The organism is Massilia sp. CMS3.1 (assembly GCF_051262535.1).
Lineage (GTDB): Bacteria > Pseudomonadota > Gammaproteobacteria > Burkholderiales > Burkholderiaceae_D > Telluria.
On record NZ_JBIMES010000006.1, the window covers coordinates 102,795 to 124,128 of the forward strand.

General features: G+C 62.5%; 14 protein-coding genes. 4 read left to right on the forward strand and 10 right to left on the reverse strand.

Features of this window, described 5'->3' with window-relative positions:
• Position 1: 1 nt before the first annotated feature.
• From ACHAC9_RS11730 to ACHAC9_RS11750, 5 genes are all read right to left on the reverse strand, one after another.
• Complete coding sequence (locus ACHAC9_RS11730; RefSeq protein WP_435760165.1) at positions 2-1,540, reverse strand: type II and III secretion system protein family protein; 1,539 nt, start codon at positions 1,538-1,540, stop codon at positions 2-4.
• Between the two features lie 25 nt (positions 1,541-1,565).
• A complete protein-coding gene (cpaB, locus tag ACHAC9_RS11735; protein WP_435760166.1) occupies positions 1,566-2,426 on the reverse strand; it encodes a Flp pilus assembly protein CpaB in 861 nt (286 codons plus the stop codon).
• Positions 2,423-3,856 (reverse strand): ATP-binding protein, encoded by a 1,434-nt coding sequence (locus tag ACHAC9_RS11740; RefSeq protein ID WP_435760167.1) that lies wholly within the window; start codon positions 3,854-3,856, stop codon positions 2,423-2,425. The genes cpaB and ACHAC9_RS11740 overlap by 4 nt, the downstream gene beginning before the upstream one ends.
• Before the next feature lie 101 nt (positions 3,857-3,957).
• Entirely contained in the window at positions 3,958-4,488 is a 531-nt protein-coding gene (locus ACHAC9_RS11745) for an A24 family peptidase (RefSeq protein ID WP_435760168.1), read from the reverse strand.
• 55 nt (positions 4,489-4,543) lie between these two features.
• Positions 4,544-4,726 carry a Flp family type IVb pilin gene (locus ACHAC9_RS11750; protein WP_435760169.1) on the reverse strand — a complete coding sequence of 61 codons (183 nt, stop codon included), beginning with the start codon at positions 4,724-4,726 and terminating at the stop codon, positions 4,544-4,546.
• A gap of 348 nt (positions 4,727-5,074) precedes the next feature.
• Between ACHAC9_RS11750 and ACHAC9_RS11755 the strand changes: the two genes are divergently transcribed.
• A complete protein-coding gene (locus ACHAC9_RS11755; RefSeq protein ID WP_435760170.1) occupies positions 5,075-6,115 on the forward strand; it encodes a GGDEF domain-containing protein in 1,041 nt (346 codons plus the stop codon).
• A 9-nt stretch (positions 6,116-6,124) separates the two neighbouring features.
• Here the strand turns inward: ACHAC9_RS11755 and ACHAC9_RS11760 are convergent, their stop codons facing one another.
• Positions 6,125-7,345 carry an HD-GYP domain-containing protein gene (locus ACHAC9_RS11760; protein WP_435760171.1) on the reverse strand — a complete coding sequence of 407 codons (1,221 nt, stop codon included), beginning with the start codon at positions 7,343-7,345 and terminating at the stop codon, positions 6,125-6,127.
• Positions 7,346-7,468: 123 nt separating this feature from the next.
• Between ACHAC9_RS11760 and ACHAC9_RS11765 the strand changes: the two genes are divergently transcribed.
• The 3 genes from ACHAC9_RS11765 (at position 7,469) to icmF (ending at position 15,585) form a co-directional block, all read left to right on the forward strand.
• Positions 7,469-8,401, forward strand: coding sequence for a LysR substrate-binding domain-containing protein (locus ACHAC9_RS11765; RefSeq protein ID WP_435760172.1), 933 nt, complete (start codon positions 7,469-7,471; stop codon positions 8,399-8,401).
• A 197-nt stretch (positions 8,402-8,598) separates the two neighbouring features.
• Positions 8,599-12,156, forward strand: coding sequence for an indolepyruvate ferredoxin oxidoreductase family protein (locus ACHAC9_RS11770; protein ID WP_435760173.1), 3,558 nt, complete (start codon positions 8,599-8,601; stop codon positions 12,154-12,156).
• Positions 12,157-12,297: 141 nt separating this feature from the next.
• Positions 12,298-15,585 carry a fused isobutyryl-CoA mutase/GTPase IcmF gene (gene icmF / locus ACHAC9_RS11775; RefSeq protein ID WP_435760174.1) on the forward strand — a complete coding sequence of 1,096 codons (3,288 nt, stop codon included), beginning with the start codon at positions 12,298-12,300 and terminating at the stop codon, positions 15,583-15,585.
• A gap of 79 nt (positions 15,586-15,664) precedes the next feature.
• Here icmF and ACHAC9_RS11780 read toward each other — a convergent pair whose 3' ends face one another.
• The 4 genes from ACHAC9_RS11780 to ACHAC9_RS11795 form a co-directional block, all read right to left on the reverse strand.
• Positions 15,665-16,915 carry an MFS transporter gene (locus tag ACHAC9_RS11780; RefSeq protein WP_435760175.1) on the reverse strand — a complete coding sequence of 417 codons (1,251 nt, stop codon included), beginning with the start codon at positions 16,913-16,915 and terminating at the stop codon, positions 15,665-15,667.
• Between the two features lie 33 nt (positions 16,916-16,948).
• A complete protein-coding gene (gene pgmB / locus ACHAC9_RS11785) occupies positions 16,949-17,590 on the reverse strand; it encodes a beta-phosphoglucomutase (RefSeq protein ID WP_435760176.1) in 642 nt (213 codons plus the stop codon).
• Complete coding sequence (locus ACHAC9_RS11790; protein WP_435760177.1) at positions 17,587-19,929, reverse strand: glycoside hydrolase family 65 protein; 2,343 nt, start codon at positions 19,927-19,929, stop codon at positions 17,587-17,589. Before ACHAC9_RS11790 ends, pgmB begins: the two co-directional genes overlap by 4 nt.
• A gap of 198 nt (positions 19,930-20,127) precedes the next feature.
• A complete protein-coding gene (locus ACHAC9_RS11795) occupies positions 20,128-21,138 on the reverse strand; it encodes a LacI family DNA-binding transcriptional regulator (RefSeq protein WP_435760178.1) in 1,011 nt (336 codons plus the stop codon).
• Positions 21,139-21,334: the final 196 nt, after the last annotated feature.

The following is a 21,334-nucleotide window of genomic DNA, read 5'->3' on the forward strand; positions in this document are numbered from 1 at the left end:
CCTATTTGAGTTCGAATCCATCGACGCTCTGCCCCGTGCGGGCCGTCGGTACGGGCAGTTTCGCCGCGCTCTCGAGCCGGCCGCCGAGCATCAGGGCGGCGCGTGACGGTGCATCCACGCCATCGGTCGGCAGTGCGTAGCCTGTAGCTGTCAGGGGTTTGACGAGGCGCGCCGTGATCACGAAGACCAGTTCGGTACGGTCCTGCTGAAAGTCAGTACTGCGAAACAGCGCGCCGAGCACGGGGACCTCGCCAAGCACCGGCAGCCCCTTTAAATTCGTCACCAGGTTGTTCTTGATCAGGCCGCCGATGACGAAACTTTGGCCGTCGTATAGCTGCACCGTGGTACTGGCGCGGCGCGTGGTCACGACCGGCAGGATCGCGCTACCGGAAATGCCGGCGGCATTGATGCCGATGCCTTCGCGCGACAGCTCGGACACTTCCGGTGCGACACGCAAGTTGATTCGGCCACCGCCCAGCACTGTCGGGGTAAAGCGCAGACCGACGCCAAATTCCTTTTCTTCCAGTGTGACCTTGTTGTTGTCCTGCGCCACGGGGATATAGAACTTGCCGCCGGCGAGGAAACTGCCTTCTTGCCCGCTGATGGCCATGACGTTCGGCTCGGCCAGCACGCGCACCAGGCTGTCCTGGGTCTGGGCGTCGATACCGAAACGGTTACCGTTCGAACGCTGGGCGGTCAATCCTCCTTTTGCGGTGCCGCTCAGGAAGTTCGCCGCCAGGGTGGCGGCCCAGCTGCCGGATCCGAAGCTCCAGTTGGTTCCCGCTTCGAGCCGTTCGAGCAGGCTCTTCGACACTTCGGCCACCTTCACTTCGAGTTGCACCTGCTGTGGTGCTGCCACCGCGAGCAGATTCACCAGCCGCAGGCTGGCATCGCCGGCAGGGGCGGCGCCGGCCGCATTCGGAGCCAAATCCTTCGGTACAGCGCCCAGCGGACGTAGCGGACGGCGCACATAAGCAGTGGCCAGCTCGGCGGCCCGGGCAACTGCCGATGCGTCGGACACGGTCCCGGTCAGCACCAGCGAATCGGCAGCAGCGAGCACGCGGATATCCTTTTCCTCCGGCATGACTGCAGCAAGCGTTGCCTGAAGCGCGCTCGGATCCATCGATACCGTGATATCGAGCACGCTGCATAAACCGCTGCGGCCCTGGACGATCATATTGGTGGTACCCACGTCGACGCCGGCAATGTACATTGTGTCGGGCGACACCAACATTGCCTGCACGACTTCCGGGTTGCCCACGGTGCGGTTCTGGACTGCCTCCGGCAGGCGCATCAGGGTCGATTTACCCATCTGCAGCGCCACCTGTGCAGGGCGCGCCGCTTCGCCGCTGCAACGTGGCCCGGCACCGGTACGCTCGCCGGCGCCGGGCGCGACATCGGCTTGGGGACCAGGACGCGCAGCGTGAGCGGCGCCGGCCAGCACCAACGCCGCGCCCCCAAGCGCGCACTGGCGCAACAGGGACCCCAAGTCGACGCACGGATGAATAGAGTAGCCGGACGGTTTTGAACTGGTGTTCATGATTTCACCTGACACGGTAAAGGGATCAGAAGCACTCTTGCGAGGAATGCAGGCCGTTGATGACGGTGACGCAATTGCGCCGCACGGGTGGCGTCGCGACCCGATGCACCGTGGCTTTTTCAGGACGGCGCGGTGCGGCGGCTGGCTTCGGCGCTACCGGCTTGACCACCGGCGCCGCGACCGGCAACAAGGTCAGCTTGGTGGCACCCTCGGTCTGGGCCGATTGCGGATCGACCTGGTTGCGCAGCGCCAGCGACAGCGTGCCGACACTGCGTGCCAGGTCGAGTTTCTCGGCCTGTTCCGGCGTGACCTCGAGTGTGACGGCATTTACCACGCGTGGCTTGGTCTCGTCGCGGTTGACTTCCTGTGCCACGGCCAGCACCAGGATGCGTTCGAGTACGATCTTCGAAATGCTTTGTTCGCGCGCGTTCGCCTCGGGGCCCGGGTCCTTTTCGGTACTGACGATGATGTCGACATAATTCCCCGGCAGCGTGAAGCCAGCCACACCGATGACATCATTGACGCGTACCGTGATCGCGCGCTTGCCTTCGGTGATCAGGGCCGACAGGCCTCCCAGCGTGCCGGCTGGCGCCAGCTTCGCTTCGCTCACCGGTTCGCCGGCCAGCACGCTGCTCTTGAGCACCCGGCCGGCCAGCTTCGCCGGATCGGTAAAGGCGCCCTTGGGCACGCTGTCGGCAGGCCACTCGGCCAGCTTGACCATCTCGGGCGTCAGGCGCTGGCCGAGGTTGATGTCGGTCGCAGCGATTGCGATATGCCCGGCGCTGGCGCTCGGTTGCAGCAGCAGCCAGCGTGAAGCGAGGATCACGGCGGTCAGGCCGAACAGGATGGCAATGGCCATCACGACAAGGGCGCGCTTGTTTTTCATGGTTCGATTCCTGCAACGTGGCATGAGGCCGGGGCGCTGCCGCTGGTACAGATGCTGTTCCACGCCTGCTCCAGGGCAGCGATCGTCAGGCGGGGTTCGGTTCCGGCCAAGCCGGCAAAATCGAGCACACGGCCGAGCAGCTCGTGCGGATAGCAAGCCAGTAGCGGTGTGCCACTGGCGCGGTGCAAGCGCGTGACCAGATGGTCAATCACGGCCTCGTCGCAGTCGATGCCGTGCAGCCGGCTGGCACGGCGCAGCAGTGCGCGGTAGGCCGGTTCAACCAGCGCCCCGAGACCGACGCGGTAAGCGATGCGGCGCAGGAAAGCAGGATCGAACACGCTGGCCGGGGAAAGGTTAGTCACCAGCACGAGCATGGCGTCGAATGGCATGGTCTCGCCATGTCCACCCGCCGCAAGGCGTGCCGGAGCGCCGTCGAGCATGCCGAACCAGGCCGCGAGCAGCTCGGCCACCGGTGCGCGGCCACGTCCGATATCGTCGAGAACAAGGATGCCGTTGTTGGCCTGCAGCTGCAGCGGGGCGTGATGTATACCGCTGTCAGGATCGGAATGCAGCGTGAGCATGTTCGCATCGAGTTCGGCGCCGACATGCACCAGCGGGCGTTGGCAGATTGCCCAGCGCGCGTCGCAGCTGCGCCGTTCTTCCTGCTGGCGTCCTGACGGCAGCGGCGCCGGGTGGCGCAGCGGATCGTAAAACGGGACGATATGGTCCCCGATCAGGATCGCGTATGGCACCGCCACTGCGCCCGGTAGCAAGCGCGCCAGCTTGCGGGCCAGTGTGGTCTTGCCGGAGCCGGTCGGGCCATGCAGTAACAGCGGGCGCTGCGCATGCAGGGCGGCCCCGAGCAGCTCGCGCTGGACCGGGTCGAGCCCGTCGTCGGCCAGCATCGCAGCCAGCGCTGGGGTAGGTCTGCATATCGGAGCCGACGGGCACCCACCCTGCCGTTCGGGATAGCGCAGCGCCGGCCGGCGCAGCGACTGGCGCTCGACCATCGCGCGATAGGCATCGAGCGTGACCGGCGCCGGCCCGCTATAGGAGCACTGAGCCAGACACGCGAGCGCGGCGCGTTGACCGATGGGAGTCAGTTGGTATTGCACGTCGATGTCGGAATCGCCCGACCAGGCCACCTCGACCTGCTGCTCAGTCGTCATGGCCCCCAACACTTCGCGCAGCACGCTGACGGACAGGCGCAGCTTTCCGGACAGAAGCGGCAGCGGCGCCCGGCCTGTTGTCTGCAAGGTCTTGAGCACGAGGGTGGCTAACAGACGCGCATCGAGTCCGGTATCGCCGACGGTCCTCGGTTGACGCGGCAGGATCGCGGCAATCTCCAGTTCGCCCGGCGGCATTGCGGGCGGACCCGATGCCATACCGAAAACCGCTGCGGACGCTGCGAAAGACAGCGTTTCATTCATGGCGTTTCTCCTTGCATTCACGAAGAACATTCCCTCGGAATATTGAATTCATTCTAACGACCGGGTCTTCGGAGCCATTGAGGCGCAGCAAGGGGTTACCGTCACGGAAGATGACGGTGTGCTAACAGCCATAAGGTGGTCAGCGCGATTGCGAATCCGTAAGGCATCGAACCGACGCTCGGCCGCGCCATCGAAGCGGGTCCGGGGACTTCAATGCGCAGCAGCATGGGGCGCAACAGGGTACGCAGGTTGGCATAGGTGTCCGACCAGCGCCGTGTAAACAAGATCATCACCAGTGCCATCACACCCCCTACGCACCAGGTCAGGATGCAGGCTTGCGCTGTTGCAGCGGGACCGAGGAAGAGGCCGACGGTTGCCATCAGCTTGACGTCGCCGGCGGCCATGCCGCGCATCACGTACAGTGGCAGGAACAGGGCAAAGCCGACGAGCGCACCGCCGAGGGCGATGGCGATGCCGCTGGACGGTCCGGTATCGCACAGACGCAGGCCGAGCGCGGCGCACCAGGCGAGCAACAGAAAAAGATTCGGGATCTTGCGTATCGCCAGATCGGTTACGGCCGCACTGACGACCAGAATGAGTAACAACAAGTCAAGCCAGGTCGGGATAGGCATGATCAGGCCCCATAAAAAAGCCCTCCGGATGATATCCGCAGGGCAAACCGGCTGATTAAACGGCAGCTGCCAGACGTGCCGTTACGTTAGCGAACGTGGCGCTGATCCCTTCGCCCAGGTCGCCTGCAGCGATCGCCACACCAACACCAACCAGCGCAGCGATCAGGGCATACTCAATGGCAGTGACGCCGTCTTCGTCAGCGATGAAAGCTTGCACAGCGGTAAAGATGGTTTTCATGAAAAACTCCATATGGTGGTTTATAAGAACAACCCCGCAACGGCTGGAAACTTCCCTTGACGCCGCTAACTTCGCTTTGTCGTTTCCGCTGCAGTGAGTTCACTATAGAAGATGATGCCTCAAGGAAAGTTGACTGTTAGCAAGTTTTTGGTGGAATTTATTTCCCTCGAAAAACATTGATCCAGATCGCATGCGCCTCCATGTGTCACCGGTAACAGCAAAAAACGGCACAAATATTGCTCGGATAACAAAAAGAGATTATGCTGTTTCGCTTGCTCTTAGGAAATTTTGGCATCAATGCCAGCCTGGGAGAAGTCGTGGCGGGTTGATTACATTTCTGAGAATGACATGGATTCCCTTCTGAAACACATGGTGGACATGACCGGCCACCGCGACCATGCGATGCTCGACATTTCGGTGGTGGCGGCAGTCCAGGAACTGGCCGCCGCCACGCAGACGCGGGTATTATCCATCTCCACAATCGGCACCCGCCAATATGTGCGGGTTCGTGCCACCGTCAGCGCCGGCGGGGCTGCCCACGTCGAAGACCTGCACGACAACAGCACGCCCGGCGAGCCACTCGACGCCTACCCGGACCTGGCAGCCTGCCTGGCGCGCCACGACACCAGCACTGAAGCGTGCGGCCCCGGTTGCACGCGAACATTGTGGCTGCCGATCTGGTTCGGCGAGAAAGCCGATACCTGCCTTGAAATCGTGCGCGAAGCGCCCTTCCCGGCCGCCACCATCCACATGGTCGCCGGCATCGTCGGCGTCTACCGGAATTTCCAGAATTTGCTCGACTATAGCGAACGCGATTCGCTCACTGGCCTCCTCAACCGCAAGACCTTCGAAGACCAGCTCGCACGCATGCTGCAATGCCCGGCCGAGCCGGAGCCGCCGCTACCGGGCCAGCTTGAGCGGCGCTGCAATCAGGGTGAGGAAAAAGGATGGCTGGCCGTGGTGGATGTCGACCATTTCAAGATGGTCAATGACACCTTCGGCCACTTGTACGGGGATGAAGTGCTGATCCTGATCGCGAACCAGCTGCAGGCATCGTTTCGCGCCCAGGACCGGGTGTTCCGATTCGGCGGCGAGGAATTCGTCGTCTTGCTGCGCTCGACGACGCTGGAGAATGCGCGCCGCATCATCGACCGATTCCGCGCCAATGTCGAGACCTACCGATTCCCGCAGGTAGGACGGGTGACGGTAAGTATCGGTTTTGTCAGCATCAGCCCCTACGATTCGCCCGTGGTTACGCTCGGTCATGCCGACCAGGCCTTGTACTACGCCAAGACCCACGGCCGCAACCAGGTCTGCCATTACAACGCGCTGGTCGAGCATGGGCTCTTGCAGACGATGACGTCGAACGACACCGCCGAATTCTTCTAGCGCGCCAGTTCAGGGCACGATCAGGAACTTGTTCGGATCGACACGCCACTTGTCGGGCGACTCGTGACGCACGATCTTGTCGCCACCGCCGAAACCAAGCGCGCGCGACAGGTCGAGCAGCTCGGGGCGGATGTACATCTGGCTCTTGGTGTTGAAGAACACATTCACCTTCGGCGCGAGCAGGTTGCTTTCGTGTGGTTCCACCACCACGCCCAGGCGTCCCGATTCGAGCATCACCATCGTGCCGACCGGATAGATGCCGACGCAGCGCATGAATTCCTGGGTCAGGACCGGATTGAAGTGGAACTTGCTCCACTCATAGATCTTGCGCAGCGCATCGGCCGCCGGCATGCCCTTGTGGTAGCAACGGTCCGATGTAATGGCATCGTAGACATCGACGATCGCCGCCATCTGGGCCAGTTCGCTGGTTTCTCCCTCGTTCTGCATTTCCGGATAACCACTGCCATCGCGCCGCTCATGGTGGTGCAGGGTGATGTCGAGGGGGATGGCGCCAATTCCCGGCGTCTGGCGCAGGAAATCGTAACCGTCGCGCGGGTGCTTCTTGATGATCGCGAATTCCTCATCGGTCAGGCGACCGGGCTTGTTCAGGATGGCGTCCGGCACGAGCGCCTTGCCGGTGTCGTGCAACAGGCCGCCTACCCCGGCCTGGTAAATCGTCTCCTCGTCCATGCCGCGCGAACGGGAAAACGCCACCAGCAGCGTACACACGCTGACCGAATGCAAAAAGGTATAGTCGTCCTTGGTCTTGATGCGCATCAGGCTGAGCAAGGCGCCGCTATTGCGCAAGATCGATTCGGCGATGTTCTCCACGACCGGCGAGACATTCTCCATTTCAACCGCCTTGCCCAAGCGCGCATCCTGCATCACCGTGCGCACCAGGTTGACCGCGTGGCGCCGGATGCCAACCGCACGCTGCATTTCGTCGCCGAGCGTGGAGCGCAGCGCTCTGGCCGGTTTGCTGGCAATGGCCGTCACTTCGGCCTCGATTGTCGCCTGGGATTCCGACAGCGTCGGCGCCGCGTCGACATCGAGGCCTTTGGAACTGTCGATGACGACATTGCGGATCCCGGCGCGCGTAATCTTGCGAATCTCCTCGTCGCTGCTCAGGACGAACTTGGCACGCACGAAGGGGTGCGCCATCCACCCGCAGTCGAGGTCGTGGATGGCCATGCCCACGCGAAGCTGGGAGGAATCGATTTTCTTAAGCATTGCTATGGCCCGGCGATATGTTAATCTCCGCCACCGCGACGGACGGGGCAGTATATCAATCCGATTTCCGTATATAAACTTTTCGTCATTAAAGTGTTGCGAATAGGCACAAATTAGTTCCTAATGGAATTACGACAACTTCGCTATTTCGTCGCCATCGTCGACCACGGCTCCCTGTCGCGGGCCGCCCTGGTGCTGCACGTGGCGCAACCGGCGCTGACCCAGCAACTGCGTCAGCTGGAAGAAGAGCTCGGCGCGCAATTACTGCACCGTTCCGTGCACGGCGTGCTCAGCACCGATGCCGGCAAAGTTTTCTACGAGCACGCCCAAGCCATCCTGAAACAGGTCTCCGACGCACGCTCTGCCGTCACCCAGTCGACCACGCGCCCCTCGGGCAGCGTCACGCTCGGCCTGCCACACAGCATTTCCGGGGCCCTCGCCCTGCCCCTGCTCACTGCCGCGCGCGCAACTTATCCGGAAATCACGCTGCAGCTGACCGAAGAAATCTCGGGCAGCCTGATCGAACAATTGAAATCGGGGCGCCTGAACCTGGCCGTCCTGTTCGACGACGGCCAGCTCGGCGGCTTCGAAGCGACACCGCTGGTCGAGGAAGACCTGATGTACATCTGCCGCGCCGATTCCGCGACGAAGCCGCCGGGAGCGTCGATCGCACTGGGCGCCGCGCTCGGAACGACCCTGATCCTGCCTGCCCAGCAGCAGGGCGTGCGTCCCCTGATCGAGCAGGCCGCTTCCAGCGCGGGCCTGACGCTGACCCACCTGATCGAGATCAACTCGATTGCGATCCTGAAGTCGGCGCTGCTGGCCGACATGGGCGCGACGCTCCTTCCGCTGGCCCCGCTGCGCGCCGAAATCGACAGCGGTTTGTTAGCCGCAACGCCCGTCGAGAACCCGGCGATTCGCCGCAAGGTCACCCTCTGCGCCTCGCGCAATATCCCGCTGACGAATGCGGCGGCCGCCATCAGCCGCCTGGTGCGCCAAGTCACTGAAATGCTGTGCGCAGATGACGGTTGGCCCGGCGCGCGCTTGCGTGAATAACAGGTATCATTTTTTCTTATACCCCTATTCGCATTCCCTATTTCCCCTATCAGCGCGAAGCTCCTACACTCCACGCGCCCGATACACCACCCTGGTGAGTCGCGCACGTCGCCCACCGCGGCACCACCCCACCGTCAAACTCCGCCTACCCGGCGCGGCAGAACCGGCGGGATCCCTAGCACACCCATGGAGTCCGTATGCCCGATACCGTCGCGCCGCAAGCCGCGCAGGATGTTATTTCGTCCCGCCTTAGCACCGTCACCCTCGACGACAAATACACCGCGAAATCGGGCAACATTTTCCTGTCGGGCATTCAGGCCCTGGTGCGCCTGCCGATGATGCAGCGCGAGCGCGACGGCGCCGCTGGGTTGAAGACTGCCGGTTTTGTTTCCGGCTACCGAGGCTCCCCACTGGGTGGTCTCGACGAGACCCTGTGGAAAGCAAAAAACCACCTGGAAGCGAGCCATGTGCAGTTCGTGCCGGGCGTGAACGAAGACCTCGCCGCGACCGCCGTCTGGGGCACGCAAACGGTCGACCTGATCGGCCCGACGAAATACGACGGCGTGTTCGCCATGTGGTACGGGAAGGGCCCGGGCGTCGACCGCTGCGGCGACGTGTTTAAACACATGAACCATGCCGGCACCGCGAAACACGGCGGCGTGCTGTTAGTGGCCGGCGACGACCACGGCGCATACTCATCGACCCTGCCGCACCAGTCGGATCACATTTTCTCGGCTTGCATGATCCCGGTGCTGTATCCATGTAACGTGCAGGAATACCTGGACCTGGGCGTGCATGGCTGGGCGATGTCGCGTTTCTCGGGTTGCGCGGTCGCCTTCAAGGCGCTCGCCGACACGGTCGAATCGAGCGCTTCGGTCGATGCCAATCCGCACCGCGTGCAAGTGAAACTGCCGCAGGATTTCGCCATGCCGGAAGGCGGCCTGAATACGCGTTTGTCGTCCGTCCCGCTGGGCCAGCAGGCGCGCAATCAGGAAGCGCTGATGCAGGACTACAAGATCTACGCGGCGCTGGCCTACGCGCGCGAAAACAAACTGAATCACACGACGATCGACAGCCCGAACGCGAAGCTCGGCATCATCGCCTCCGGCAAATCCTACCTCGACGTTTTAGAGGCGCTGGAAGAACTGGGTATTGATGAGGCCATGGCCGCGAAAGTCGGCCTGCGCCTGTTCAAGGTCGCGATGATCTGGCCGCTCGAACCCGAAGGCGTGCGCGAATTCGCGCAGGGCCTCGATGAAATCCTGGTGGTCGAAGAGAAGCGCCAGGTCGTCGAATACCAATTGAAAGAGCAGCTGTATAACTGGCGCGACGACGTGCGTCCTCACATCATCGGCAAGTTCGACGACAAGGGAGAGTGGGTCGCGCCGCGCGGCGACTGGCTGCTGCCGCCGAAGGCCGATTTCTCGGTGGCGCAGGTAGCACGTGTGATCGCCGGGCGCATTTCCCGCCTGATCACCGACGAAGCGACGCGTGATTTAATCAAAGCGCGCCTGGCCTTCCTCGATGCGAAGGACGCGGTATTGCAAAAAGCGATCACCACGCCCTTCCGTCCCGCCTTCTACTGCTCCGGCTGCCCGCACAACACCTCGACCAAGGTGCCGGAAGGGTCGTTCGCGCTGGCCGGTATCGGCTGCCACGTGATGGCGACCTCGATCTACCCCGAGATGAACAAGCTGACCACCCACATGGGCGGCGAAGGCGCGCCGTGGATCGGCCAGGCCGCGTTCTCGAAAGTGCCGCACGTGTTCCAGAACCTGGGCGACGGCACCTACTTCCACTCCGGTTACCTGGCAGTGCGCGCAGCCGTCTCCGCCAAGGTCAACATCACCTACAAAATCCTCTACAACGACGCGGTCGCGATGACCGGCGGCCAGCCGGTCGACGGCCAGACCTCGGTGCCGATGATCGCCCAGCAGATGGCGGCCGAAGGTGTCAAACGCATCGCCCTCGTCACCGAAGACCTGTCGCGCTACGCCGACCGCTCCTCGCTCCCAAGCCTGGTGACCCTGCACGACCGCAAGGAGATGGACGACATCCAGCGCGAACTGCGCGAGCTCCCGGGCGTGAGCGTCATCATCTACGACCAGACCTGCGCCGCAGAAAAGCGCCGCCGCCGCAAAAAGGGCGAGTTCCCCGACCTGCCGAAACGCATGGTCATCAACGAAGCCGTCTGCGAAGGCTGCGGCGACTGCGGCATCGAGTCGAACTGCGTCTCGATCCTGCCGAAGGAAACCGACTTTGGCCGCAAGCGCACCATCGACCAGTCCTCCTGCAACAAGGATTATTCGTGCGCCAAAGGCTTCTGCCCAAGCTTTGTCACGGTCGAAGGCGGCACGCTGAAAAAGAGCAAGGCCGGCGTCACCAAGGGCGATGCCGATGATGGTTGGGGCGCCCTGCCGGAGCCGGTGCTCCCAATCATCGAGCACCCGTACAACATCCTGATCAACGGTATCGGCGGCACCGGCGTGATCACCGTCGGCGCGCTGATGGGCATGGCCGCGCATTTGGAAGGCAAAGGCGCCTCGGTGCTGGACATGACCGGCATGAGCCAGAAGAATGGTTCCGTCACCTCGCACGTCAAAGTGGCAGCCACGCCGGAGCGCCTGCGCGCCCAGCGCATCGCCACCGGCGAAGCGGACCTGGTCTTGGGGTGCGACATGCTGACCACGGGCGCCGCCGACGCGATTTCTAAAATGCGCCCGGGCCGCACGCTGGCCATCGTCAACCTGCACGAGCAGCCAACCGGCACCTTCGCCCAGAACGCCGACTGGCAGTTCCCGGCCGACGACGTGCGCGGCCTGATCCTGGAAGCCGTGGGTGGCGCGGATGGCGCCGATTTCGTCGACGCCACCAAGCTCGCTACCGCCCTGATGGGCGATTCGATTGCAACGAACCTGTTCCTGATGGGTTACGCCTGGCAGAAGGGCCGTATTCCACTGACCGAAGCATCCTTGATGCGCGCGATCGAACTCAATGGCGTCGCGGTTGCCTCGAACAAAAAGAGTTTTCTGTGGGGCCGCCGCGCCGCGGTCGATGTCAAGCGCGTCGAAAAGGTGGCGATGCCAACCCAGGCTGTGCTGGTGCAGATGCCGCAAAGCCTCGATACGGTCATCAAGAAGCGCATCGAATCGCTCACCGCTTACCAGGATGCCGCGTACGCCGCTGTGTATGCCGGGCTGGTGGAAAAGGTGCGCGCGGCCGAGACAGCCGCCGGCCTGGGCAACAAGCTGTCGATGGCAGTGGCGAAATACACCTTCAAGCTGATGGCCTACAAGGACGAGTACGAAGTGGCGCGCCTGTACACCGATGGCCGCTTCCTCGAGCAGGTGGCATCCCAGTTCGAAGGCGACTTCACGTTCAAATTCAACCTGGCCCCGCCGCTGTTGGCGAAGAAGGACGCCAGGGGCAAGCTGGTGAAAGCCGAATTCGGCCCGTGGATGATGAAAGCCTTCAAGGTGCTGGCGAAGCTGAAAGGCCTGCGCGGCGGGACCTTCGACGTGTTCGGCCACACCGCCGAGCGCAAGATGGAGCGCGCCTTGATTGCCGAATACCGTGCGATGATCGAAGCGCTGCTGCCGTCGCTGAATGGCGCGAACCATGCCACCGCGGTCGAGCTGGCGAACCTGCCGGAACAGATCCGCGGCTTTGGCCACGTGAAGGAAAAGGCGGTCGAGGCATTCCGCGTGCGCAAGGCGGAGCTGCTGAGCGGCAAGGTCATCAAGCGCGCAGCGTAATTTCCGGCCTTGTACCGCGTGGGCTCTCGAACCCACGCGGTCACCCGTTGATCATCCGAACATCCTGAACTTGACGTTAACGTTAACGTCATATACCGTACAAATCGAACCTGTCCGCCGTCCGACTCCAGAAGGAACCCCATGAACGACATCACCACCGCTGCCAAGCTCGAGCTGCAAGAGCCGCCAAAGCTCGCCAACAAGGTCCGCTTCGTCACCGCCGCGTCGCTGTTCGATGGCCATGATGCCTCGATTAACATCATGCGCCGCATCCTGCAGTCGAACGGCGTCGAAGTCATCCACCTCGGCCACAACCGCTCGGTCGACGACGTCGTCACCGCAGCGCTGGCCGAAGACGTGCAAGGCATCGCCATCTCCAGCTACCAGGGTGGCCACGTCGAATATTTCAAATACATGATCGACCTGCTGCGCCAGCGCGGCGGCGCCCACATCAAGGTCTTCGGCGGCGGCGGCGGCGTGATTGTCGCTTCCGAAATCGAAGAACTGCACGCCTACGGCGTCACCCGCATCTTCAGCCCGGAAGACGGCCAGCGCATGGGCCTGGTGGGCATGATCCGCTCGATGATCGACACCTGCGACGTCGATTTGTCGCCGTATGCCCCGACCACGATCGACGCCCTGCGCACGGGCGAGATCGCCGAGCGCCATCGCCCGCTGGCCCAGCTGATCACGGCCCTGGAAAACGGCAAAGTCGACCCCGAACTGCGCAAGCAGATCGTGGAAGTGGCCGACACGGTCAAGGTGCCGGCGCTTGGCATTACCGGCACCGGCGGCGCGGGTAAATCCTCGCTCACCGATGAACTGATCCGCCGCATCCGTCTCGACCAGAACGACGCCCTGAACATCGCCGTGATCTCGATCGACCCGTCGCGCCGCAAGTCGGGCGGCGCCCTGCTCGGTGACCGCATCCGCATGAACGCGATCGCTCCGTGGAACGGTGTGAGCCGCGTCTTCATGCGCTCGCTCGCCACGCGCGAAGCGGGTTCGGAGATTTCGCACGCGCTGCCCGACGTGATCGCCGCCTGTAAAGTCGCCGGTTTTGATCTGATCATCGTCGAAACTTCCGGCATCGGCCAGGGCGACGCCGCGATCGTGCCACACGTCGACGCCTCGATGTACGTGATGACCCCGGAATTCGGCGCCGCCTCGCAGCTGGAAAAAATCGACATGCTCGATTTCGCCGATTTCATCGCGATCAACAAGTTCGACCGAAAGGGTGCGCAGGACGCGCTGCGCGACGTCGCCAAGCAGTACCAGCGCAACCGCGAACTGTGGAGCCAAAACCCGGACCAGATGCCGGTGTTCGGCACCCAAGCCTCGCGTTTCAATGACGATGGCGTGACGGCCCTGTACCACGGCCTGCTGCCGAAGCTGGCCGAACTGGGTCTGCAAATCGCGCCGTCGAAGCTCGCCGTGCCGCCGCAAAAGCAGTCGAGCGGCAAGCACGTGATCGTGCCGCCAGCCCGCGCGCGTTACCTGGCGGAGATCTCGGACACCGTGCGCGGCTACCACAAGAACACCGCGAAACAGGTCAAGTTGGCGCGTGAACGTCAGCAGTTAAGTGAAACCAAGCGCATGCTGGCCGCAGCGAACCGCGAAGTGGTGCTGGACGACCTGATCGTCGAGCGTGAGAACGCGATGGACGCCGGCGCCAAAAAGCTGCTGGCCATGTGGCCGGATATGCAGGCCGCCTACGCCGGCGACGATTACGTCGTCAAAATCCGCGACAAGGAAATTCGCACCACTTTGGTGCAAAAAACCCTGTCCGGCACCACGATCCGCAAAGTCGCGCTGCCGAAGTTCGAGGACCACGGCGAAGTGCTGCGCTTCCTGATGCTGGAAAACGTGCCAGGCTCGTTCCCATTCACGGCCGGCGTATTCGCTTTCAAACGCGAAGGCGAAGACCCGACCCGCATGTTCGCCGGCGAAGGCGATGCCTTCCGCACGAATAAACGGTTTAAATTAGTGTCGACTGGGATGGATGCGAAGCGCCTGTCCACGGCCTTCGACTCGGTCACGCTGTACGGCGCCGACCCTGCACTGCGTCCCGACATTTACGGTAAAGTCGGCAACTCGGGCGTCTCGATCGCGACGCTCGACGACATGAAAGTACTGTACGACGGTTTCGACCTGTGCAGTCCAAGTACGTCCGTCTCGATGACGATCAACGGCCCGGCGCCGACGATCCTGGCGATGTTCATGAACACCGCCATCGACCAGCAAATTGAAAAATTCGTGGCCGACAACCACCGGCAGCCGACCGACGACGAAGCGGCGAAAATCAAGGCATGGGTGCTGGCGAATGTGCGCGGTACCGTGCAGGCCGACATCCTGAAGGAAGACCAGGGCCAGAACACCTGCATCTTCTCGACCGAGTTTTCGCTGAAAGTCATGGGCGACATCCAGGAGTATTTCGTGCACCATCAGGTGCGCAATTTTTACTCGGTGTCGATCTCGGGCTACCACATCGCCGAAGCCGGCGCGAACCCGATCTCGCAGCTCGCATTCACCCTGTCGAACGGTTTTACTTTCGTCGAAGCCTATCTGGCGCGCGGCATGCACATCGACGACTTCGCCCCGAACCTGTCGTTCTTCTTCTCGAACGGCATGGACCCGGAATACACGGTGCTGGGCCGCGTGGCACGCCGCATCTGGGCCGTCGCGATGCGCGACAAGTACGGCGCCAACGACCGTTCGCAGAAACTGAAATACCACATCCAGACCTCGGGCCGCTCGCTGCACGCGCAGGAAATCGATTTCAATGACATCCGCACCACGCTGCAGGCGCTGATCGCGATCTACGACAACTGCAACTCGCTGCACACCAACGCCTACGATGAAGCCATCACCACGCCGACCGACGAATCCGTGCGGCGCGCATTGGCGATCCAGCTGATCATCAACCGCGAATGGGGTCTCGCCAAGAACGAGAACCCGAACCAGGGCGCGTTCATCATGGACGAATTGACCGACATGGTCGAAGAAGCCGTGCTGCAGGAATTCGAGCGCATTGCCGAGCGTGGCGGCGTGCTGGGCGCGATGGAAACCGGCTACCAGCGCGGCAAGATCCAGGAAGAGTCGATGCTCTACGAGCACAAGAAGCACGACGGCTCGCTGCCGATCATCGGCGTGAACACCTTCCGCAATCCGAAGGGCGCGGAAGCGCCGGCGACAATCGAACTGGCCCGCTCGACCGACGACGAAAAGCAGTCGCAGCTGACGCGCCTGGACGCCTTCCACCAGCAGCACGCCAACGAAGCACCGGCCGCGCTGGCGGCCCTGCAACAAGCGGCGATCGACAACCTGAATGTGTTCGACAAGCTGATGGACGCCGTGCGCGTCTGCTCGCTGGGCCAGATCACGACCGCGCTGTTCGAGGTGGGTGGGCAGTACCGCCGGAATATGTAAATCCGACGGCCCACATAAAAACGGCATTGGTGGCGCGAGCCCCAATGCCGTTTTTTCTTCGTCCGCAAAACAGGTGCGCTCACACCGTCTGCGCGACCGCCTCCCCCGTCTGCTCCACCTGACGGCGGAAGAAGAACAGCGTGATGAGCACCATCGTGATCGGCACCAGCGTCAAATAAAACGCAAAGTGGCCGCTGAAGTTACCGAACACGTAACCGGTGATGAAGGAACCCGTGGTGCCGCCCAAGGCCGAGAAGATGACCAATAAGCCGGTCATGCTTGAATGCTGATTCTTCGGCAGGGAGCTGAGCATGACCGAATTGATGCCCGGGTAGATCGGCGCCATGAACAGGCCGATCAGCGGGAACAGGAAGGTCGCCAGCGGCGCAGTCGCCCAGCTCACATTCGCGTCGATGGCCAGGTCGCGCGTCAGCGGCAGCGCCAGCAGCACCATTGCCGCCATGCCGATCACGCAGCCGTTCATCACCGTGTACCAGTGCACCTTGCGCATCACGACGCCGGCCGACAAACGCCCGATCGCCAGACACGCAGCAAAAATGCTGGCCACCTGCACGCTCATCGCTGCCGGCAATTTCAGGATCTCGTTGTTGAAGGTCGGCAGCCAGGTGCCGACGCTTTGCTCGATCAGCACATACAGGAAGGCGGTCAGCACGAACACGCACACCAGCGGCTTGAAGAACAGCTTGATCATCGCCAGAAAATCGTCCCAGCGGCTGCGTCCTTCCGGCAGCTGGGCGCCGCTTTCATCGAACGGCGTCGTGGCCAGCAGCAGGAAGGTCAGCGCGCACAAAGCGCCCAGCACCCAGTACACCTGCAGCCAGCTTTGCGACTTCGGATTGCTTGAATCAATGAAGTGGGCGAACACCCAGTAGGCGCTCAGCACGCCCACCATGAAGAAGCCTTCCAGCATGTTCATGATGCTGGCGTGGTGCTTGCGGTCGGTGGCGATCAGCCCCAGCGTCGAATACACCGACACTTTTACCAATGCAAACGCCACGCCCACGCACAGGAACAGCAGTTTCGCCATCAGGAAGCCCGGCACCAGCGGCATCGCGATACAGGCGCCGGTGACGATGGCCAGGGCGACCAGCATCGCATTCTTGTAGCCCAGGCGCGGCAGGAACGAGGCGACCATGAACGACACGGCCGCGATCGGCAAGTCCTTGAACGCCTCCAGGATGCTGGCGCCCGATTTACTCACATCGTAGTTGTTGATGACTTGCAGGATCACCGTGCCCACGCTGTTGAGCAGGATCGCGAAGACGAAGTAGATCAGGAATAAGGCCAATAAAATGCGCTGGTTTTTCACGCTGTCTCCCGGTTTTTATAGTTGTGCGTGCTGTCAGTAGTCGCCGAGCGAAAATTGCGCCAGGCTCGGAATCACCAGGTCGGCCTGCGTCAACACGTCCGGACTGCCGACGCCCAGCGCGAACATCCCCGCCGATTTGATCGAGGCCACGCCGGCCACCGCGTCTTCCACGCCGAGGCAGTCCTCAGGCGCCACGCCCAGGCTTGCTGCCGCATTCAGGAAGATTTCCGGATGCGGCTTGCTGTTGGCGATCAGCGCCGCGTCGACCACATAATCGAAGCGCTCGCGGATGCCGAGGCGGTCCAGCACCGTAAAGGCGTTCTTGCTGACCGAGGCGAGACCAATCGTCAAGCCCGCCGCACGGACCGCCGCCAGCGCGTCGAGCGCGCCCGGCAGCAGGTCGGCCGCGCTCATCGTCGCGATCAGTTCGACGTACTGCTTGTTCTTGCGCTCGGCCAGCGCCAGCTTCTGTTCCATCGAATAGGTGTTGGAAGAACCGGCCAGGATCAGGTTCAGGGACCCCATGCGGTCCACGCCCTTCAAATTTTCGTTGAACGCGTGATCGAAATGCACGCCTTCCGATTCGGCCAGCGCTTTCCAGGCCAGGTAGTGGTAATGGGCGGTGTCGGTGATGACGCCGTCGAGATCGAAAATGACTGCTTTAAAACGGCTCATACTTGCGCCTCCATCGGGATGCGGGCGTGTGGCGCCGCGCGGGTCAGGGCCAGCGGCTGGCCCAGGTGGGTAAAGTCGAGAGAATCGCCGGAGAGCAGCGTGTATTCGGCCGCCTCATCCGTAATGCGCACCTGCAGCTGGGCGCCGCGCAGCTGGATCTTGAACTGGTAGTGCTGCCACTTTCGGGGAAGCGTCGGTGCGAAGCGCAAGGCGCCATCCGAGACGCGCATGCCGGCAAAACCGTAGGCCACGCCCATCCAGGTGCCGGCCATCGCCGCCGTGTGCACGCCGTAATGGGTATTGCCATGGGTGTCGTCCAGGTCCAGGCGCGCCGTCTCCATGAAGTAATCGTAGGCCTTGTCGTGGTAGCCGACCTCCGAGGCGATGATGCTGAAGATGCACGACGACAGCGACGAATCGTGCGTGGTGACGGCTTCGTAGTAATCGAAGTCGCGGCGTTTATCATGGATCGAGAATTCGTTCGACAGCAGCAGCAGCGCCAGCACCACGTCGGCCTGTTTGCAGACCTGGTGGCGGTAGATCACCATCGGGTGGTAGTTCAGCAGCAGCGGGTAATTCTCTTTTGGCGTGTTCGCGAAATCCCACACCTTTTTCGACAGGAAGCTGTCGTCCTGCTCGTGGATGCCAAGCTTGCCGTCATACGGTAGATACATGCGCTCGGCCGCATCGCGCCAGACGGCGACTTCTTCCTCGCTGACACCGGTGACAGCTGCGACGCGCGCAAAGTCATCAAAGCGTGCGCGCTTCAGGAGGTCGGCCATGTCGGCGGCAAAGCGCAAGTGCATGCGCGCCATCGCGTTGGTGTAGTAATTGTTGTTCACCAGCGCCGTGTATTCGTCCGGGCCCGTGACTTCATTGATGCAGAAGCGCCCTTCGCGGTCATCGCTGCCGATGCCGATCCAGATGCGCGCCGTTTCCATCACGATTTCCAGGCCCGCCTGCGCCATGTAATCGAGGTCGCCGGTCGCTTCGTAATACGATTTGATCGAATACGCGATGTCGGCGTTGATGTGGTACTGGGCGGTGCCGGCCGGGAAGTATGCCGAGCACTCGCCGCCGGCGATGGTGCGCCATGGGTACAAGGCGCCCGTGACATGCGCCATCTGGCGTGCACGCTCGCGCGCTTGCTCCAGGCCGGCGTAGCGGTATTCCAGCAGCTTGCGCGCGATCTCGGGTTTTGAGTACAGGAAGAACGGGAAGATGTAGATTTCGGTATCCCAGAAGTAGTGGCCTTCATAGCCCTCTCCGGTGACGCCCTTGGCGGCGATATTCGTGCGCCCGTCGCGACCGACCGATTGCAGCAGGTGGTATTCATTAAAACGGATGCCCTGCTGGAGGGCGTCGTCGCCGGCAATCTCGACGTCGGCGCTGGCCCAGAAGTCGGCGAGGAAGGCCGCTTGCGAGGCGCACAGGGCCTCGAAGCCGGCCGCTTGCGCGCTTGCCAATGTCTCGCGCGCACGCGCCAGCAACTCGCCTTCCGGATAGTCGCGCGACGAGTGGTAGCTGCCGTATTTCGTCAGGCGCAGGACCTGGCCTTCGACCGCTGCGCACATGAACGATTGGCCGGCGCGTTGGCCTTCCTGCCAAGCGCTCGCTTCGGACCCCTCGACCGTCGTCCCAATCGCGCTGACCAGCATGAAGCCGCTATTGTGCGTGCGCTGCACGAGCGCCGAGAACGCCCCATCCTGTTCGGTTGACACCGTATGCAGGGCAGGCCCCGACACCGCCGAGCCGACGCGTGGATCGTCGCCCGCTTCCTGGTTCTTGACGGCGCCGTCCACAAACGAGCGCAAGGTGATCGTCCCCGAAAAATTCAGGGGCGTGAGTTCGACCTCGATCGCAAACAAATGTTTATTCGCGAAGGCGACGACGCGACGGCTGCGCATTGCAATGCGCTTGCCGCCTGGCGCGGTCCACTCCAGGGAACGCACCAGCACCCCGGTGCGCAGGTCGAGCATGCGCTCGTACCGGCCCAGCGTCCCGGTCAAGGGATCGAAGCGCTCGCCGTCGATGACGATTTCGACACCCTTCGCGTTCGGCACATTGAGCATGAACTGGTTGGTCTTGGCCAGCGCAAAGGCGGCTTCCGGATAGACGATCGGCTCTGATTCGTAGAAGCCATTCAGGTAGGTGCCGTCGAGCGAGGTGCCGGCCGGGCCGGTGTAACCTTCTTCGCCGGTGCCGCGCAGGCCAATGTAGCCGTTACCGAGTGCGAACAGGGTCTCGCGCAGGAAGTGCGAGGCAGTATCGAAACCGCTCTCGCGGATACACCACGAATCAAGCGGAAGGGTAAAACTTGGGCTGTCGGATGGCTGCACGGCGAGTCCTCAAAAACGGTGATGGCGGTGGATCGAAGTCGAAACATATCAGGCGGCCGCGCGGGCGGACACCGGGGTGTACAAAGTTAAATAAGAGCGGCTAACAAAGCCCTCAGGGCAAGGCGCATCGTCGAAGACAGTACGCTAGTACGGCGCGACGAATGCAACGCCGCCATGGGGGCTTTGTTAGCCGCTCAATCAGGTCTGGCGCACGATCAGTCTGGTCGGGAGCGTCTCGGAGGCGACCGGCTCGTCATTGAGCAGCGCCAGCATCTTGCGGCCCAGCAGGACGCCGCCGTCCCGTAAATCCTGGTGCACGCTGGTCAGCGGCGGTACGAAACTGGCCGCGCCCGGCGTGTCGTCGTAGCCGATGACCGACACTGCGTCCGGCACGCGCAGCCCCTGTTCGGCCAGCGCGCGGATCGCGCCCATGGCCAATAAATCGCTGGCGGCGAACACGCCGTCCACGGCGCCGGCGCCCTTCTTCTTCAGGTAGGTGCTCATGCTCTCGAAACCGGCTTCGAAGGTGAACGCTTTCGGGCGGATGATGTGGACGATGCCGTTGCCGCGCATGGCCTCGATAAAACCGGCGCAGCGGCTGTGCACTTCGGCGTGGTCGACGTCACCGAGAAAAACCAGTTTGCGCCGACGCTGCTCGATGAAGCGCGCCGCGGCGCTGGCGCCGCCTGCATGATTGTCGCTGCCGACCACGACATACGAATCGGACGCTCCCGGCGCGCCCCACACGACCAGCGGCAGGCCCGCCTTCTGTAGCACCTTCACAGCCTCGCCGTGCGAACCTTGCCCCAGCAGGATCATGCCGTCGGCGCCGCGCACCGGGGCGCTGTCGAGCAGCTGGCGCGAGGTGAGCACGACCGTATAGCCGGCCGCCGTCAATTCTTCGGTGATGCCGCCCAGCAGGGCCAGCGGATACGGGTCCGACATCGGCCGCCCTTTGATGGGCGTCATTTCCACCACCACGGCCACCGAATTGCTGCGTCCCATGCGCAGGTTGCGCGCACTGATGTTCAGCCGGTAGCCCTGCTCTTCGGCGATGCGGCGCACTTTATCCCGGGTCTTGTCGGTCACGAGCGGGCTGTTGCGCAGTGCACGCGACACCGTGATCGTCGACACCCCTGCCAATGCGGCCAGGTCTTCCATCGTCATGCCGGCATCGCTGTTGCGCTTTACATTTTTATTGGTCGCCATACGATGCTCGGGGGAGGAAGAACAAAACTGCGGCAAATTATGACAGATTTAAATGCGTGTGGAACGAAAATGACATCGATAACAATTTCATTGACATCGATATCATTCCTTGATTCAATGACACATATTGAGGCATTCATGCACCGACTGAAGCCGCCAATGCACCGAATGAGAGCACTGCGACAGTACTGCGTTT

What these genes read in the sequence shown, in the direction of transcription:
- ACHAC9_RS11795 (WP_435760178.1), bottom strand. Translation starts at nt 21,138, where the DNA reads ATGGCGACCAATAAAAATGTAAAGCGCAACAGCGATGCCGGCATGACG.
- pgmB (WP_435760176.1), bottom strand. Translation starts at nt 17,590, where the DNA reads ATGAGCCGTTTTAAAGCAGTCATTTTCGATCTCGACGGCGTCATCACC.
- ACHAC9_RS11730 (WP_435760165.1), bottom strand. Translation starts at nt 1,540, where the DNA reads ATGAACACCAGTTCAAAACCGTCCGGCTACTCTATTCATCCGTGCGTC.
- icmF (WP_435760174.1), top strand. Translation starts at nt 12,298, where the DNA reads ATGAACGACATCACCACCGCTGCCAAGCTCGAGCTGCAAGAGCCGCCA.
- ACHAC9_RS11745 (WP_435760168.1), bottom strand. Translation starts at nt 4,488, where the DNA reads ATGCCTATCCCGACCTGGCTTGACTTGTTGTTACTCATTCTGGTCGTC.
- ACHAC9_RS11740 (WP_435760167.1), bottom strand. Translation starts at nt 3,856, where the DNA reads ATGAATGAAACGCTGTCTTTCGCAGCGTCCGCAGCGGTTTTCGGTATG.
- ACHAC9_RS11770 (WP_435760173.1), top strand. Translation starts at nt 8,599, where the DNA reads ATGCCCGATACCGTCGCGCCGCAAGCCGCGCAGGATGTTATTTCGTCC.
- ACHAC9_RS11760 (WP_435760171.1), bottom strand. Translation starts at nt 7,345, where the DNA reads ATGCTTAAGAAAATCGATTCCTCCCAGCTTCGCGTGGGCATGGCCATC.
- ACHAC9_RS11755 (WP_435760170.1), top strand. Translation starts at nt 5,075, where the DNA reads ATGGATTCCCTTCTGAAACACATGGTGGACATGACCGGCCACCGCGAC.
- ACHAC9_RS11765 (WP_435760172.1), top strand. Translation starts at nt 7,469, where the DNA reads ATGGAATTACGACAACTTCGCTATTTCGTCGCCATCGTCGACCACGGC.
- cpaB (WP_435760166.1), bottom strand. Translation starts at nt 2,426, where the DNA reads ATGAAAAACAAGCGCGCCCTTGTCGTGATGGCCATTGCCATCCTGTTC.
- ACHAC9_RS11750 (WP_435760169.1), bottom strand. Translation starts at nt 4,726, where the DNA reads ATGAAAACCATCTTTACCGCTGTGCAAGCTTTCATCGCTGACGAAGAC.